The organism is Variovorax sp. GW823-FHT04F07 (assembly GCF_058795995.1).
This window is the reverse complement of sequence record NZ_JBXAIG010000001.1, coordinates 235,889-251,122: the sequence shown is the minus strand read 5'-3', so window position 1 is coordinate 251,122 and position 15,234 is coordinate 235,889. Positions and strand designations below refer to the sequence as shown.

Here is a 15,234-nt window from a genome sequence, read left to right as displayed (position 1 = left end):
GTGACGGACTGCACGCACCGCTCATTGCCCAGGCCGGTCCTGACCGGCCCCGGCCGCTATCGCTTCGTGACCGACACCAGCTCGACTTCGAAATTCAGCGTCGCATTCGGCGGAATCAGGCCGTTGCCCGCACCGCGCGCACCGTAAGCAATCGACGCCGGGCAGGTCAGCTTGGCCTTGCCGCCCGGCTTCATCTTCTGCACGCCTTCGGTCCAGCACGGGATCACGCCGTTGAGCGGGAACTCGGTGGGTTCGCCGCGCTTGTACGAGCTGTCGAACTCCTTGCCGCTGTCGGGGAAGGTGCCGCGGTAGTGCACCTTGACCACGTCGGTGGCGGCGGGCGATGCGCCGGTGCCTTCCTTGAGCGACTGGTAGATCAGGCCGCTGGGCGTGGTGACTGCCGCGGACTGCGCAAAGGCTGCGGGAATGGCAAGGACGGACACGAGCGCGGCACAGAAAAATGACTTCACGAAACACCTCGGTGGTTGAAAAGCTGCCGATTATGGACAGCCCCCGTGAAGCCGCCTGTACGCCGATGTATCCGATGGAACGGCCCTTGCTTTGGGAGGGGTGCACTGTCACCATCCGCCCAGAGAGGAAGCCCCCATGCGCTCCAACGACGCTCCGCCGGCCCCCGTCGCCGGCACCGGTCATCTCAAAAAAGTCCTCGGTCCCGTCCAGTTGTGGGGCATCGCGGTCGGCCTCGTCATTTCGGGTGAGTACTTTGGTTGGAGCTACGGCTGGAACACGGCCGGCACGCTCGGCTTCCTGGTCGCCACGGTGCTGGTGGCGACGATGTACACCACCTTCATCTTCAGTTTCACCGAGCTCTCGACCGCCATCCCGCACGCGGGCGGCCCCTTCGCCTATGCGCGGCGCGCCTTCGGGCCACGCGGCGGTTTCGTGGCGGGCTTCGCGACGCTGATCGAATTCGTCTTCGCGCCGCCGGCCATCGCGCTTGCAATCGGCGCCTACCTCAACGTACAGTTTCCGGGCATCAATCCGAAGTGGTTCGCGGTCGGGGCCTACGTGGTCTTCATCGGGCTGAACTGGATCGGCATCGGCATCGCGGCGGCGTTCGAGTTGTTCGTCACGGTGCTCGCGATCTTCGAGTTGCTGGTGTTCATGGGCGTGGTCGCACCAGGCTGGTCGATGGCGAACTTCGTGGCCCACGGATGGGCCGGCGGCAATGTGCTGAACGGCGCGGCGGTGTCGGGCATCTTCGCGTCGATCCCGTTCGCGATCTGGTTCTTCCTGGCCATCGAGGGCGCGGCCATGGCGGCGGAAGAGGCGCGCGATCCGCACCGCACCATTCCGCTGGCCTACACCACCGGCATCGTCACGCTGGTGCTGCTGGCCTTCGGCGTGATGATCTTCGCGGGCGGCGTGGGCGACTGGCGCCAGCTCGCGAACATCAACGACCCGCTGCCGCAGGCCATGAAGGCGGTGGTGGGGGCCAACAGCGGCTGGCTGCACATGCTGGTGTGGATCGGCCTGTTCGGCCTGGTCGCCTCGTTCCACGGCATCCTCATGGGCTACTCGCGCCAGATCTTCGCGCTCGCGCGCGCCGGCTACCTGCCCGCCTACTTCGCCGGCCTGAGCCCGCGCTTCGACACGCCGCACCGCGCGCTACTGGCCGGCGGCGTGGTCGGCATCGCCGCCATCTTCAGCGACGAGTGGGTGCAGTTCGGCGGCCAGACACTCACGGCCAACATCGTCACCATGGCCGTGCTCGGCGCGATCGTGATGTACCTGATCTCGATGGCCGCCCTGTTCAAGCTGCGGCGCACCGAGCCCGACCTGCTGCGAACCTACCGCGCGCCCTTCTACCCCGTGTTCCCGGCCGTCGCGCTCGGGCTCGGGCTGGTGTGCCTGGGCGCGATGGTCTGGTTCAACCCGATGCTCACGGTGCTGTTCCTCGTGCTGATGGCGTCCGCCTACGGCTACTTCCTGCTCACCTCGGCGCAGCGCGATGCCGCCGCGCCTGACGCGATGCTGTCTTCCACGCCCTGATAAAAAAGATGCGCTACCGCACCACCATTGCCGGCCAGGGCTTCGCCTTCGACGATCTGCGACAGGTGCTCGCCTGCGCCAGCCCCGCGCGCTCGGGCGACTACCTCGCGGGCCTTGGCGCGGCGACCGCGCAGCAGCGCATGGCAGCGCGCCACGTGCTGGCCGACACGCCGCTGAAGCAGTTCCTCACCGAGGCGCTGATTCCCTACGAGCAGGACAACATCACGCGGCTCATCATCGACACGCACGACGCGCAGGCCTTCGCGCCGGTCGCGCACCTCACGGTCGGCGACTTCCGCAACTGGCTGCTGTCGGAACAGGCCACCACAGAGGCACTCGCCGCGCTGGCACCGGGCCTCACGCCCGAGATGGTGGCGGCCGTGTCCAAGCTCATGCGCAACCAGGACCTGGTCGCGGTCGCGAAGAAGTGCCACGTCGTCACGCGCTTTCGCGACACCATCGGCCTGCCCGGCCACCTGGCCGTGCGCCTGCAGCCCAACCACCCCACCGACGACCTGCGCGGCGTGGCCGCGTCCACGCTCGACGGCCTGCTCTACGGCGCGGGCGACGCGGTGATCGGCATCAACCCCGTCTCCGACAGCCTGCCGGTGCTCGGGCGCCTGCTGCACATGCTGAACGAGGTGATCCAGCGTTTCGAGATCCCCACGCAAAGCTGCGTGCTCACGCACGTGACCAACACGCTGAAGCTCGCGGAGGCCGGCGCGCCGGTCGACCTCGTGTTCCAGTCGATCGCGGGCACCGAGAAAGCGAACCTCTCGTTCGGCGTGACGCCCGCTTTGCTCGACGAGGCCCACGCCGCGGCGCAGTCGCTCGCGCGTGGCACCGTCGGCAACAACCTCATGTACTTCGAGACCGGCCAGGGCAGCGCGCTCTCCGCCAACGCCCATTCCGACGTCGACCAGCAGACCTGCGAGGTGCGCGCCTATGCACTCGCACGGCGTTACCAGCCGCTGCTCATCAATACCGTGGTCGGCTTCATCGGCCCCGAGTACCTGTACGACGGCAAGCAGATCATCCGCGCCGGGCTCGAAGACCACTTCAGCGGCAAGCTGATGGGCCTGCCGATCGGCTGCGACATCTGCTACACCAACCACGCCGAAGCCGACCAGGACGACATGGACACGCTGCTCGTGCTGCTGGGCACGGCGGGCATCAACTTCATCATGGGCATCCCGGGCGCGGACGACGTGATGCTCAACTACCAGAGCACCTCGTTCCACGACGCCCTCTTCCTGCGCGAGACGCTGGGCCTGAAGCGCGCGCCCGAGTTCGAGGCCTGGCTGCAACGCATGCAGATCACCGACACCGCCGGGCGGCTCGCACCGCCCACGGCCAACCGGCTGCTGAGCGACATGGGCGGGCTGTCCGCGCTGGCGCCATGAACGATTCGCCCGTCACCCCCAACCCCTGGGCGCAATGGCGCGCTGCCACGCCCGCACGGCTCGCACTCGGCCGCGCGGGCGCCGGCATGCCCACCGACGAAACGCTGCGCTTCGGCTGGGCCCACGCGATGGCGCGCGACGCGATCCATGCAGCGCTCGATGTCGACGCACTCGATGCCGCACTGCGCGCGAACCAGTGGGACGTGAATCGCGTGCGCAGCCGCGCGCCCGACCGCACCACCTACCTGCGCCGCCCCGACTTGGGCCGCCAGCTCGATGCCGAAGACGCCGCGCGCCTGCGCGACGGCCGACCCGTGGGCGGGTGCGACGTCTGCCTCGTGATCGGCGATGGTCTCTCCTCCCTCGCCGTCGCCCGCCACGCCGTGCCGCTGCTCGCCGCGCTGCGCCCGCAGCTGCCACCCGGCACGCGCCTGTCGCCCGTGTTCATCGCCACGCAGGCGCGCGTGGCGCTGGCCGATGAACTGGGCGAAGCGGTCGGCGCGGCGCTGTCGGTCATGCTCATCGGCGAACGCCCGGGCCTGAGTTCGCCCGACAGCCTCGGCATCTACCTGACCCACTCGCCCCGCCGCGGCCGGCACGACGCCGAACGCAACTGCATCTCGAACGTGCGACCCGAGGGGCTGTCGTACGCGCAGGCCGCCTTCAAGCTTGCGTGGCTGGTGCGCGAGTCGCTGCGCCGGGGGTTGAGCGGTGTGGGGCTCAAGGACGAGAGTGACCTGGCGGTGCTGGCTGCAAGCCCGGACGCCGTTGCCTATGATCCCGGGACCGATCCCCAGGAGACAAGCAGATGAACGCCCCTCGCTACCCCCTCGCCGAACTGAAAGACCTGCCCGACGACATCCGCACCGCGATCCTTGCCGTGCAGGAAAAGGCCGGCTTCGTGCCCAACGTGTTCCTCGGCCTTGCGCGCCGCCCCGCCGAGTGGCGGGCCTTCTTCGCGTACCACGACGCGCTGATGCTCAAGGAAGAAGGCTCGCTCACCAAGGGCGACCGCGAGATGATCGTCACCGCCACCAGCGCGGTCAACCAATGCCTGTACTGCGTGGTGGCGCACGGCGCGCTGCTGCGCATCTACGAGAAGAAACCGCTGGTGGCCGACCAGGTGGCGGTGAACTACCGCAAGGCCGACATCACGCAGCGCCAGCGCGCGATGCTCGACTTCGCGATGAAGGTCTGCGAACGCTCGCACGAGATCGACGACCGCGACTTCGGGCCGTTGCACGCGCACGGCTTCGACGACGAGGACATCTGGGACATCGCGGCCATCACCGCCTTCTTCGGCCTGAGCAACCGCCTGGCCAGCTTCAGCGGCATGCAGCCGAACCCGGAGTTCTTCCTGATGGGTCGGCTGCCGCGCGAGAAGAAGTAGGAAGCTTCGGTAACGGGCTCAAGCCTTGCCGCGGCACGAGGCCAGCGCATCGAGCGCGGGCTTGTAGGTGGGCGTGGTCACGTCCATCAGGCCCAGCACCGTGTGATAGAGGTTGTCGTGCGTGAGCGGCGCGTCCAGGCCCGCCTCCATGCACGAGCGCGAGAGCTTGCGGCGCTCGCTCATGCCGTCGCCGAACCAGGTGACCATGGGCACATGCTTTTGCGCATCGGGCGCGAAGCTGTAGGGCACGCCGTGCAGGAACAGGCCGTACTCGCCCAGCGACTCGCCGTGGTCGCTCATGTACAGCAGCGCCGTGTCGTACTGCTTGGATTGGGTCTGGAGCCAGTCGATGGTCTGGCCGAGGAAGTGGTCGGTCTGGGCGATCGAGTTGTCGTAGACGTTCATCAGCTCGGCATGCGCGCACTCGGCCAGCGCGTTGGTCTTGCACTCGGGCGTGAAGCGCTTCAGTTCGGGCGCCGAGCGCTTGTAGTAGGCGGGGCCGTGGCTGCCCATCTGATGCATGACGAGCACGACACCCTTGGCGCGCCGCTCGGCGGGCAGCGCGGCGATGCGTTCATCGAGGCCCTTGAGCATCACGTTGTCGAGGCACTCCTCGCCGTCGCACAGGGCCTTCTTGGTGGCCGCATCGAGCCCGTCGAACGCCGAGGCGTTCGGGATGCGCGCGCACACGCCCTTGCAGCCGGCCTGGTTGTCGAGCCAGAACACGGCCAGGCCCGAGGCCTGCAGCACGTCCATGAGGTTTTCGTATTCGTCCTTGCGCGACTCGTAGCCGCTCTTGCCCAAGGGCGAGAACATGCAGGGCACCGAGGCCAGCGTGTTGGTGCCGCACGAGCGCACCTCGCGGTAGCTCAGCACGTTGCGCTTCGCCAGCTCGGGCGTGGTATCGCGGGCGTAGCCGTTCAGGCCGAAGTGATCGGAACGCGCGGTCTCTCCCACCACCACCACGAACAGCGGCGGGCGCTTCTGCGCTGCGTAGCTCGCGCCCAGCGCCGTGCCTGCGGTGATCGGGATCAGCTTGCTGCTGCGCTTGAACATCGGCTTGAGCACCACGGCGCCGGCCGAGTACAGGCTGGCGATCGGGTTCATCATGTAGCGCAGGTGCACGTTGTTGCGCATCAGCGGCGCGAGCTGCCGGTTCATGGCCACGGCCGTGACCACCGCCACGACGGCGGCCAGCACCAGCAGCAGCGCGTTGCGCCAGACGTGCGACAGCAGCCCCATCGGCACGATGCGCACGCGCCAGATCGCCCAGGCCGCCGGCAGCACGACCACGAGCACGTTGAAGGCCATGCGCCCGCTCAACAGGTCGCGCGCTTCGTTGGGGTCGGTCTGGAACGCGTTCGCGATCATGCTCGGGTCCATCACCACGCGGTACTGGAGCATGTAGTGCTGCGCCACCGCGGCGATCACGACCACGAGCAGCCACAGCGGCTTCATCCAGCGCGACCAGGCCGTGAGCGACAGCATCGCGACGGTGCCGCAGAAGGTGAGCATGCCCAGCGCGGCGATGGTCGGCATGTAGGTGCTGGGCGCGCCGCCCAGGCGGGCCAGGTCGTTCAGCAGCGGCCAGTTGGCGGTGAGGCCGAGGTACAGGCTGAGCCAGACGATCACCTGCCGCGTCGAGCGGGGCTGCGAAATCCAACGGTCGATGCGTTGCCAGAAAGTACCGGCGGCGCCCGCATCCGACAGCGGCGCGGGGCGGGATTCAGATCGGCTGGGAGCACGCGCCAGCAGCGCGGAGTCGAGACGCGAAACAGACATGCCGCCAATGTAGGCAGCGTGCCTGAAGAGAGCCTGAACAGTTCATTCAGAGCGCATTCAGGCTCGGCCGATGCGCGCACGGCGCAGCAGCCGCAGGCGCGGGCTGCGCGACACCGCGCGGCCGGCGGGGCGGCTGATGCCGCGCTCCACCACGATCGAGACCAGCGCCGCCAGGATCGCGGCGGCCGTCACGTCGGTCGGGAAATGCAGGCCCAGGTACAGCCGGCTCCAGGCCACCACCACCGCCGCCACCAGGGCCAGCCGCATCGGCGTGCGCCAGGGCAGGCACCACAGCGAGAAGGCGGCGGCAAACGTGCCGGCCGCATGCAGGCTGGGGAAGCCCGGGCGCGCGCCCTGCGGCACCCACTGGATGCCCAGGCCGTAAAACGCGGGCCGCGGGAACGGCAGCACCGAGCGGAACACGTTCACCACCAGCCACACGACGAGCACGCTGACCAGTGCGGTGAAGAAGGCGTGGCGCCAGCGGCGGTCGAAGGCCGCGGCGGCCGCGATGGACAGCGCCAGCAGCGCCGGCAGCACGTCGGACGCGAACATCGCGAAGCGCAGGCTCCACGCCGGCGCGGAGGCCGAGGCGTTGAGCCAGCTGAACAGGGCGAAATCAAGGGCTTGCATGCAGGGGCGCGGTGCGCTCGATGGGAGGGGAAGTACGGCGGCGCGTCGCCACCAGTTCGATGAGGAAGCCGACCGTCCAGCAGACCCAGGCGGTCCACAGCGTGTGGCTCATGTAGTGCGCGCCGCGCATCTGCTGCGCCACGCCGAGCACGAAGCCGGCGACCAGCGCCACGCACAGCCACACGATGGCGCCACGCGGCGCCACATGCCGCAGCACGAAATACCCGCCAAGGTAGGCAAAGGCGGCCGAGGCATGGCCGGCCGGGAAGCAGCCGCCCGGCCCGCCGTCGTCCTGGCCCCAGGCCCAGTGCGACACATAGCGCGCCACGCCGCCGAACTCCTTCAGGTCCCAGGGGCAGCTGGTGTCGCTCAGGTGTTTGATCAGGCTCACGGCCAGCACCGAGGCCAGCACCGTCAGCGCCAGCTGCACGCGGGCGCCCGTGCCCAGGCGCCGCAGCACGCCCACGGGCCAGCGGATGGCGGCGAACAGGCCGATCACCAGCAGCCAGCTGAGGTTTCTCGCGCCCTCGTGCATCACGTGGACCAGGAAGGGGTTCTCGCGCCAGGGAAAGCCCATCGGCGTGCCGGCCAGGCGAGCCAGCGGCAGGTCGCCGCCAAGGGCGTCCCAGATCATCAGCAGGGCCAGGGCAAGCAAGGTCAGGGCTCCGAGACGGAGATGCGGGGTACGACGGGTCATGAAGAAAAACAGGCCTCGGAACAGACTGGCGCGAGCCTACGCACGCGGGATGAACCCAGTCTGAAGCGACCTGAACGATTCCTGACGCGATCGCCAGAGGGGCGGCGCTAGACTTCGAGTTTTTGTAAGGGCCACCGCGTGCGAATCTTGCTGGTCGAAGATGACAGTTCGTTGGCAGACGCGGTCTGCAGCTACCTGGTCGCCAAGGCGTTCGTCGTCGACGTGGCCCCCAGCCTGGCCGAGGCGCGCGGCGCCCTGCTTTCGGTGCAGTACGCGGCGGTGCTGCTCGACCTGCACCTGGGCGACGGCGACGGCCTCTCTTTGCTGCCGCAGGTGCGTGCGCTGCGCGAGCCGCCCATCGTCATCGTGCTCACGGCGCGCGACCAGGTCACCGACCGCATCCGCGGCCTCGATGCCGGCGCCGACGACTACCTCATCAAGCCCTACGACCCGGCCGAGTTGCTCGCGCGGCTGCGCGCCGTGGAACGCCGGCGCAGCGCCAACACCTCGCCGGTGCTGCAGCTGGGCACGCTGGAGATCGACCTGGCGCACGACCGCGTGCGCAAGGACGGCGTGCCCGTCGTGCTCACGCAGAAGGAATGGGCCCTGCTGCGCGTGATGGCCACGCGGCCCGAGCGCATCCACACGCGCGACAACCTGGCCGACGCGCTGTACGGCTTCGGCGACGAGGCCGACAGCAACACGCTCGAGGTGTTCATCAGCCGGCTGCGGCGCAAACTCGGGCGCAGCCACATCCAGACGCTGCGCGGCCTGGGCTACCGGCTGTCGTTCTCGGCGGACGACGAGGAATGACCAGCGCCCTGCTGCGCGACCGCCGCGATTCGCTGGCCGGGCGCCTCACGCGCACGCTGATCCTGTGGGTCGGCGGCGTGTGGCTGCTGTGCGTGCTCGCCGTGGTCTGGTACGTGGACCGCGAGATCAACCACAACTTCGACAACGAGCTGGTGGAGGTGTCGCACCGCATGTTCGACATGGCGGTGCAGGAGCTCGAGAAGCTGCGCCTGCGCCATGAAAGCGGCAAGCAGGACACGCCGCTGATCGCGCCCAAGCAGCTGTTCTCCGAAGACGCCGTGATGTACCAGGTGGTGGACGTGCACGAGCACGTGCTGCTGCGCTCGGCCGAGGCCCCCGACGACGCCTTCGACGTGCCGCTGGCCGCCGGCTTCGCCAACAACCAGACCTGGCGCATCTACACCGTGCGCCACCCGACGCTGGGCCTGTACTTCCAGGTGGCCGACCCGCTCGACGAGCGCCGCCGCGCGCTGAACCGCACGCTGTTCGGCCTGATCATCCCGCTCGGCGCGGTGCTGCCGCTGCTGGCGCTGGTGCTGCGCCGCGTGGCGCGCACCGAGCTGCGCGTGCTGCAGCAGCTGGCCGGCGAGATCGAGAAGCGCAACGGCGCGGACCTGCGCCCGATCACCCTGCCCGGCCTGCCGCAGGAGCTGCGCGCGGTGGGCGACCATGTCAACCGGCTGCTGCAGCGGCTGTCGCAGTCACTCGACGTGGAGCGCGCGCTGGCGGCCAACGCCGCGCACGAACTGCGCACGCCGCTGGCCGCCGCGCGCCTGCGCCTGCAGACCGCGCTCGACCACGACCTGAAGCGCACCGACGTCGAAGGCGCGCTGCAGGCGCTGCAGATGCTGAGCCACCGCGCCGAAAAGCTGCTGCAGCTGTCGCGCGCGGAATCGGGCGCCTCGCTCGCGCGGGCACGGGTCGATCTGGTCCAGCTGGCGGGCACGGTGGCGCAGGAGTTCTGGCAAGACCCGCAGATCAACGAACGCCTGAAGCTCAAGGTGCCCGACAGCGCGGCGCCCGTGGCCTTCGGCGACGTCGATGCGCTGGCGATCGCGCTGCGCAACCTCGTGGAGAACGCGCTGCGCTACAGCGGCGACGGCCGCGTGACGATCGAAGTGGCGGCGCCCTGCGTGCTCGCGGTGCGCGATGCCGGCCCCGGTGTCAGCCCCGAACAGCGGCAGTCGCTGCACCAGCGCCATGTGCGCCACGGCTCGGACCGCGCCGGCTACGGCCTGGGCATGTCGATCGTGGGCACCATCGTCGAGAAGCACAACGCGACGCTGGAGCTGGCCTCGCCGCCGCCCGGCATGGCGCGCGGCTTCGAGGCGCGCATCGTGCTGCGGCCGGCCTGAACTTTTTTCGTCAGCGCGCCTTCAGTCACTGACGATCTCGCGCAGCCAGTCGGGCAGCGCCAGCGCCTTCTGCTTCGGAAAGTCGACCCAGATGGTGGTGGCGCCGCCGGCCGCGCAGAGCACCTCGGGCGCGTCCTCGCGGACCATGGTGGCCCAGCTCTCGAAGGTGGTGCGCCCCGGGTCGCTCACGTACATCTTGATCCGCACGTTGCCCGGGTACTCGATCTGCCGGTAGAAGTTGCAGAAGGCGTTGACGATCACCATGCCCTCGCCGCCCGGCGTGGGCTCCACGCCGAGCGAGCGGATCCAGTCGATGCGCGCCGTCTCGAGGTAGCGGAAGTAGGTGCCGTTGTTCAGGTGGCCCATGGCGTCCATGTCGCCCCAGCGGATGGGGATCGACATCTCGTACACGAGCTTCTTCTTTTCGGGGATTTCGATTCTCATCGGTGGGCCTTGATGGATGCGAGGATGCCCAGGACGAACAGCGCCGCCGCCACCCATTCGGTGGTCTGTGGCCAGCGGCCGTCCCAGAGGAAGGAATAGAGCAAGGCGAACAGCGTCTCGCTCACGATGAGCTGGCCGCACAGGCTGGCCGAGAGCCGCTGGCTCGCGACGTTCCAGAGAATGGTCGCGAGCCACGACGAGCCGAAACCGCTCGCCAGCGCGATCCAGATGAACAGCATGCCGTCGGGCTGCGACTGCAGCGTGGCGACATCGCTGCCCGCCACCGCCCACAGCAGCAAGGCCCCGAGGCCGGTGGCGATGCCCAGCCAGTTGGCCCAGTCGGCCGCATGCACCTCGCGGTGCCGTTGCAGCCAGGCGGCGTTGAGCAGGCCGTAGACCGTCCAGCTCACCATCGAACACAGCGCCAGCGCAATGCCCCAGCCGAAGCGCGCGCCGCCGCCACCACCGCCCGGGCCGTGCTGCGCCGACCACGCGCCCCAGATCATCAGTGCGATGCCCGCGCCCGTGAGCAGCAGGCCGGGCAGCAAGGCCCGCATGTGCAGTCCCGCGGGCCGGCCCAGCAGCATCATCCAGACGGGAATGGTGCCGATGATGAGGCTGGGCACCTCGGTGCCCGCCGCCGCGATGCCGAAGGCCAGCAGCAGGTAATAGCCGCTGAAGCCCAGCACGCTGAGCGCGAGCGCCGCCAGCGCCTGCCGGCCCGTGGGCCAGCGCACCGCCGCGGGCCGTGCGAACACCGCCAGCGCCGACACCGCGCCGAACACCGCGAAGCGCGCCGCCGTGATGTCGACCATGCCGAAGTGGCCGACCATGCGCGGCGCCACGAACACCAGGCCCCAGAGCGCGCCCGCGCCCAGGCCGGCGGCAATGCCGATCCAGGCTCGGGGGCTCAGATCGCGAACCCGTCGTCGGCGGCGATGACCGCGCCGTTCACGAAATGGCTCTCGCCACTGGCCAGCAGCACGATCAGGCCGTCGAGGTCTTCGGGCTTGCCCACGCGCTTGCGCGGCAGCATGTTGACCAGCTTGGCGCCGCCCTCGGTGCTCCAGTGCTCCTCGTTGAGCTCGGTCGTGATGTAGCCCGGGCACAGCGCATTCACGTTGATGCCGAAGCGGCCCCATTCGAGCGCCATGGCCTTGGTCATCTGCACCACGGTGGCCTTGCTCATGCAGTAGGTGCCGATCTGCGGCATGACCTTCAGCGCCGCTGACGACGCGATGTTGATGATGCGTCCGCCGATGTAGGTGCCCGGCGCCTTGCCCTGGGCGCGCGCCAGCATGCGCTTGCCGACCTCTTGCGCCACGAAGAAGGAGCCCTTCACGTTGGTGTCGAAGATGTAGTCGTAGTCCTCGGGCGTCACGTCCTGCAGACGCTGCGTGGCGCTCACGCCCGAGTTGTTGACCAGGATGTCGATGGGCCCCACCTCGGTTTCGGCGCGCGCCACGGCGGCCTTGATGCTGCCGATGTCGGTCACGTCGAGCTCAACCACGTGGGCGTCATGGCCCTCGCCTTCGATGCGTGCGCGCAGCTCCTTGAGCTTCTCGACGCGGCGGCTGGCCAGCACCACGGCGGCGCCGGCACGGGCCAGTGTCTTGGCAAACTGGGCGCCCAGTCCGCTGGAGGCGCCGGTGACGAAAGCCACGCGGCCGGAGAGATCGATGCTGTAAGCCATGAGCTGAATCCTGTGGAGTCGCGCAGGTGACGCAAGGCGCCTCGCCTGCGGGCGACAAGGCCCCCGCCGGACGCCGCATAAAATGCCCGGCGAACCGGGACGCCCCCGCGCCTCTAAAAATCATTATCGACCCAACCCACATGACGCACGACGAAATCCTCGCCCAGTTCGGCCCTCGCGAAGCCATGGAATACGACGTGGTCGTGGTCGGCGGCGGCCCCGCCGGCCTCTCGACCGCGATCCGCCTCAAGCAGCTCGCCGCCCAGCAGGAGAAGGAAATCTCCGTCGTGGTGCTCGAGAAGGGTTCCGAGCCCGGCGCGCACATCCTGTCGGGCGCCATCATGGACCCGCGCGCGCTCAACGAGCTGCTGCCCGACTGGGAGGAACTCGGCGCCCCGCTGAACCAGCCCGTGACCGACGACGCCATGGTGTTCCTGAGCGAAAAGTCGGGCCTGCGCACGCCCAACGCCTTCCTGCCGGCCTGCTTCCAGAACCACGGCAACTACATCATCAGCCTGGGTGCCTTCACCAAATGGCTGGCGCAGCAGGCCGAGAACCTCGGCGTGGAAATCTTCCCGGGCTTCCCGGCCGCCGAAGTGCTCTACAACGAGAACGGCTCGGTGCGCGGCGTGGCCACCGGCAACATGGGCGTGGGCAAGGACGGCGAACCCACCGAGAACTTCCAGCTCGGCATGGAACTGCTGGGCAAGTACACGGTGTTCGCCGAAGGCGCGCGCGGCCACCTGGGCCGCCAGCTGATCGCCAGGTTCAAGCTCGACGAAGGCCGCGACCCGCAGACCTACGGCCTGGGCGTCAAGGAAGTCTGGGAAATCGATCCCAAGCGCCACCAGCCCGGCTTCGTGCTGCACACGGCCGGCTGGCCGATGGACAACAACACCTACGGCGGCGCGTTCCTCTATCACATGGAGGACAACAAGGTCACGATGGGCTTCATCACTGGCCTGGACTACAGCAACCCGTACCTGAGCCCGTTCGAGGAAATGCAGCGCTGGAAGCTGCACCCCAACATCCGCTGGTACCTCGAGGGCGACGAGGCCAAGGGCATCAAGCCCGCCAAGCGCATCGGCTACGGCGCGCGCGCCATCACGGCCGGCGGCCTGATGTCGCTGCCCAAGACGGTGTTCCCGGGCGGCGCGCTGGTCGGCTGCGAGGCCGGCTACCTGAACGTGAGCCGCATCAAGGGCAGCCACGCCGCCATCAAGACCGGCATGCTGTGCGCCGAAGCCGCGTTCGACGCGGTCATGGCCGGCCGCCAGCACGACGAGCTCACGGCCTACCCGGCGGCGTTCGAGAAGAGCTGGCTCTACACCGAGCTGAACAAGGCGCGCAACTTCAAGGCCTGGTTCAAGAAGGGCCTGGGCATCGCCACGGTCATGAACGGCGTCGAGCAGTGGCTGCTCAAGGGCCACATCCCATGGACCCTGCGCCGCAACAAGCCCGACCACCAGTACCTGAAGCCGGCCGCCGAGTGCAAGCCCATCGTCTATCCGAAGCCGGACGGCAAGCTCACCTTCGATCGCCTCTCCAGCGTGTTCATCAGCAACACGAACCATGAAGAGCAGCAGCCCGCCCACCTGACGCTGAAGGACGCGTCGGTGCCGGTCAACGTCAACCTCGCCAAGTTCGCCGGCCCCGAAAGCCGCTACTGCCCGGCCGGCGTGTACGAGTTCGTGCCCGACGAAGCCAGCGCCGGCAAGGAGCGCCTGCAGATCAACGCGCAGAACTGCGTGCACTGCAAGACCTGCGACATCAAGGACCCGACGCAGAACATCGTCTGGGTCACGCCTGAAGGCGGCGGCGGTCCGAACTACGTGGGCATGTAAGACGCCCCGTCCTCAAGACGCCTCGAAAAGCCCTCTTCGGAGGGCTTTTTTCATGGCGCTTCAGGCGAGGTACGCGGCGACCTCGTCGGGCGTGAGGAAGTGCACCAGCGACACCTGCGGGTTCTGCTCGGCGTGCAGCACGTGGGTGAACCCGTTCCAGCCGCGCGCGGGCTTGTTGTCCGTCTCCAGCGCGACGAGCACCAGCCGCCCCTGCCGGCGCGCGTTTTCGCGCAGCGTGCCTTCGCCCCAGGACCACGCCATGCGGTCCACCAGCTCGCCCTGGGCGAAGGCCGTCGCCTGCAGCCAGAGGAAGGCGGCAGCATCGCTGTCCTCGTCGCGGCGCGTGCGCGGCGGCTGCCGGATGCCCAGCGTCTGGGCGTGCGTTTCCATCAGGTCCTGCAGCAGCGAGAAGGCGTGGAAGTTGTTGTTGATGCCCTGGGCGCGAACGACCATGCCCGCACGCGACGCCGGCAGCAGGACCACCAGTTCGTCCTCGTACGACAGCTGGGCCGCGGCGCGCAGGAAGTGCAAGGCCTCGAAGGGCAGCGAGTCGTTGGCGTACATCGCCTCGACGTGCGCGAGCAGGCCCGCGTCCGCCACCAGCGACTGGTGGTTGCGCACATCGCGCACCACCATGGTCATGAGCGGCAGCACCAGCAGGTCGACCGCGCGCTGCAGCGCATCGACCTCGAAACGCGCCTGCGGCGACAGTGCCGCGAGCGCCGCTTCGGCGGCCTGCCAGGCGGCGAGTTCTGCCTCGTCCTGCGGTTCTTCGCCCTCCTCATCTTTCTCGTCGGGTTCGTACGGCTGCGCCGCGCAGTAAGGCGCCAGCGACGCCAGCAGGCGCCCCGCCAGCTGCCGCACGGCGTCGAACATGAGCTGCGGATCGGCGCCGTTCTCGACCAGCGCGCCGCAGAACACCGCCAGCAACGCGGCCCGGTGCGGATGCAGCTCGCCGAGCCGCGCGATGGCGGCCCGCAGCACCTCGTCCTTCGCCGAGCCCTCCACCACCTCGAAGTAGAGCGCACGGACCTCCGGCCGCTTGAAGAAGGAAGCCTGGGTGTCGAGGTCGGCGTCCTGCAGCACAGGCAATCGCAGGGTGGCGAGGAGATCGGAAGGCAACATGGGCATGCGCAAATTGTGCGATACCACCGACGCTATCCTCGC

At 68.8% G+C, this 15,234-nt stretch carries 15 protein-coding genes; 7 read left to right on the top strand and 8 right to left on the bottom strand.

The annotated features are described in order from the left end of the window. Positions 1-56: 56 nt before the first annotated feature. Positions 57-470, bottom strand: coding sequence for an FKBP-type peptidyl-prolyl cis-trans isomerase (locus tag AC1RAA_RS01185; protein WP_062474455.1), 414 nt, complete (start codon positions 468-470; stop codon positions 57-59). Positions 471-606: 136 nt separating this feature from the next. On the opposite strand from AC1RAA_RS01185, the gene eat reads away from it, so the two are divergent. From eat to AC1RAA_RS01165, 4 genes are read left to right on the top strand one after another with little or no spacing between them, the layout of a single operon-like run. After that, positions 607-2,013, top strand: coding sequence for an ethanolamine permease (gene eat / locus AC1RAA_RS01180; protein WP_492726028.1), 1,407 nt, complete (start codon positions 607-609; stop codon positions 2,011-2,013). An 8-nt stretch (positions 2,014-2,021) separates the two neighbouring features. Further along, positions 2,022-3,416 carry an ethanolamine ammonia-lyase subunit EutB gene (locus AC1RAA_RS01175; protein ID WP_492726026.1) on the top strand — a complete coding sequence of 465 codons (1,395 nt, stop codon included), beginning with the start codon at positions 2,022-2,024 and terminating at the stop codon, positions 3,414-3,416. Next, entirely contained in the window at positions 3,413-4,228 is an 816-nt protein-coding gene (gene eutC, locus AC1RAA_RS01170) for an ethanolamine ammonia-lyase subunit EutC (RefSeq protein WP_492726025.1), read from the top strand. Before AC1RAA_RS01175 ends, eutC begins: the two co-directional genes overlap by 4 nt. Further along, complete coding sequence (locus tag AC1RAA_RS01165; RefSeq protein WP_062474448.1) at positions 4,225-4,806, top strand: peroxidase-related enzyme; 582 nt, start codon at positions 4,225-4,227, stop codon at positions 4,804-4,806. Before eutC ends, AC1RAA_RS01165 begins: the two co-directional genes overlap by 4 nt. 18 nt (positions 4,807-4,824) lie before the next feature. Here AC1RAA_RS01165 and AC1RAA_RS01160 read toward each other — a convergent pair whose 3' ends face one another. Genes AC1RAA_RS01160 through AC1RAA_RS01150 form a run of 3 tightly spaced genes read right to left on the bottom strand, consistent with a single transcriptional unit; the run spans position 4,825 to position 7,918 of the window. Next, complete coding sequence (locus AC1RAA_RS01160) at positions 4,825-6,588, bottom strand: phosphoethanolamine transferase (protein ID WP_369647493.1); 1,764 nt, start codon at positions 6,586-6,588, stop codon at positions 4,825-4,827. Positions 6,589-6,645: 57 nt separating this feature from the next. Continuing rightward, positions 6,646-7,221, bottom strand: coding sequence for a phosphatase PAP2 family protein (locus tag AC1RAA_RS01155; RefSeq protein ID WP_139705214.1), 576 nt, complete (start codon positions 7,219-7,221; stop codon positions 6,646-6,648). Further along, on the bottom strand, positions 7,208-7,918 hold the full coding sequence (locus AC1RAA_RS01150) for a phosphatase PAP2 family protein (protein WP_492726022.1): 711 nt from the start codon (positions 7,916-7,918) through the stop codon (positions 7,208-7,210). Before AC1RAA_RS01150 ends, AC1RAA_RS01155 begins: the two co-directional genes overlap by 14 nt. Before the next feature lie 138 nt (positions 7,919-8,056). Between AC1RAA_RS01150 and AC1RAA_RS01145 the strand changes: the two genes are divergently transcribed. Both AC1RAA_RS01145 and AC1RAA_RS01140 read left to right on the top strand, forming a co-directional pair. After that, complete coding sequence (locus AC1RAA_RS01145; RefSeq protein ID WP_062474437.1) at positions 8,057-8,731, top strand: response regulator; 675 nt, start codon at positions 8,057-8,059, stop codon at positions 8,729-8,731. Continuing rightward, positions 8,728-10,086, top strand: a complete 1,359-nt coding sequence (locus AC1RAA_RS01140; protein ID WP_492726020.1) for a sensor histidine kinase — start codon at positions 8,728-8,730, stop codon at positions 10,084-10,086. Before AC1RAA_RS01145 ends, AC1RAA_RS01140 begins: the two co-directional genes overlap by 4 nt. A 21-nt stretch (positions 10,087-10,107) precedes the next feature. On the opposite strand, the gene AC1RAA_RS01135 is transcribed toward AC1RAA_RS01140, so the two are convergent. From AC1RAA_RS01135 to AC1RAA_RS01125, 3 genes are all read right to left on the bottom strand, one after another. Next, positions 10,108-10,530, bottom strand: a complete 423-nt coding sequence (locus AC1RAA_RS01135) for an acyl-CoA thioesterase (protein WP_062474433.1) — start codon at positions 10,528-10,530, stop codon at positions 10,108-10,110. After that, a complete protein-coding gene (locus AC1RAA_RS01130) occupies positions 10,527-11,363 on the bottom strand; it encodes a DMT family transporter (protein WP_492726018.1) in 837 nt (278 codons plus the stop codon). The genes AC1RAA_RS01135 and AC1RAA_RS01130 overlap by 4 nt, the downstream gene beginning before the upstream one ends. 77 nt (positions 11,364-11,440) lie before the next feature. Beyond that, complete coding sequence (locus AC1RAA_RS01125) at positions 11,441-12,223, bottom strand: SDR family oxidoreductase (protein ID WP_369647498.1); 783 nt, start codon at positions 12,221-12,223, stop codon at positions 11,441-11,443. 140 nt (positions 12,224-12,363) lie between these two features. On the opposite strand from AC1RAA_RS01125, the gene AC1RAA_RS01120 reads away from it, so the two are divergent. Further along, positions 12,364-14,067 (top strand): electron transfer flavoprotein-ubiquinone oxidoreductase, encoded by a 1,704-nt coding sequence (locus AC1RAA_RS01120; RefSeq protein WP_095947441.1) that lies wholly within the window; start codon positions 12,364-12,366, stop codon positions 14,065-14,067. Between the two features lie 60 nt (positions 14,068-14,127). Here AC1RAA_RS01120 and AC1RAA_RS01115 read toward each other — a convergent pair whose 3' ends face one another. Continuing rightward, positions 14,128-15,198 carry a hypothetical protein gene (locus AC1RAA_RS01115; RefSeq protein ID WP_492740528.1) on the bottom strand — a complete coding sequence of 357 codons (1,071 nt, stop codon included), beginning with the start codon at positions 15,196-15,198 and terminating at the stop codon, positions 14,128-14,130. Between the last annotated feature and the right edge of the window lie 36 nt (positions 15,199-15,234).

Excerpts from the sequence above, each read along its gene's own strand:
- AC1RAA_RS01115 (WP_492740528.1), bottom strand. The coding sequence starts at position 15,198 with ATGCCCATGTTGCCTTCCGATCTCCTCGCCACCCTGCGATTGCCTGTG.
- AC1RAA_RS01150 (WP_492726022.1), bottom strand. The coding sequence starts at position 7,918 with ATGACCCGTCGTACCCCGCATCTCCGTCTCGGAGCCCTGACCTTGCTT.
- AC1RAA_RS01155 (WP_139705214.1), bottom strand. The coding sequence starts at position 7,221 with ATGCAAGCCCTTGATTTCGCCCTGTTCAGCTGGCTCAACGCCTCGGCC.
- AC1RAA_RS01135 (WP_062474433.1), bottom strand. The coding sequence starts at position 10,530 with ATGAGAATCGAAATCCCCGAAAAGAAGAAGCTCGTGTACGAGATGTCG.
- AC1RAA_RS01140 (WP_492726020.1), top strand. The coding sequence starts at position 8,728 with ATGACCAGCGCCCTGCTGCGCGACCGCCGCGATTCGCTGGCCGGGCGC.
- eutC (WP_492726025.1), top strand. The coding sequence starts at position 3,413 with ATGAACGATTCGCCCGTCACCCCCAACCCCTGGGCGCAATGGCGCGCT.
- AC1RAA_RS01175 (WP_492726026.1), top strand. The coding sequence starts at position 2,022 with ATGCGCTACCGCACCACCATTGCCGGCCAGGGCTTCGCCTTCGACGAT.
- AC1RAA_RS01160 (WP_369647493.1), bottom strand. The coding sequence starts at position 6,588 with ATGTCTGTTTCGCGTCTCGACTCCGCGCTGCTGGCGCGTGCTCCCAGC.
- eat (WP_492726028.1), top strand. The coding sequence starts at position 607 with ATGCGCTCCAACGACGCTCCGCCGGCCCCCGTCGCCGGCACCGGTCAT.
- AC1RAA_RS01130 (WP_492726018.1), bottom strand. The coding sequence starts at position 11,363 with ATGGTCGGCCACTTCGGCATGGTCGACATCACGGCGGCGCGCTTCGCG.
- AC1RAA_RS01120 (WP_095947441.1), top strand. The coding sequence starts at position 12,364 with ATGACGCACGACGAAATCCTCGCCCAGTTCGGCCCTCGCGAAGCCATG.
- AC1RAA_RS01165 (WP_062474448.1), top strand. The coding sequence starts at position 4,225 with ATGAACGCCCCTCGCTACCCCCTCGCCGAACTGAAAGACCTGCCCGAC.
- AC1RAA_RS01125 (WP_369647498.1), bottom strand. The coding sequence starts at position 12,223 with ATGGCTTACAGCATCGATCTCTCCGGCCGCGTGGCTTTCGTCACCGGC.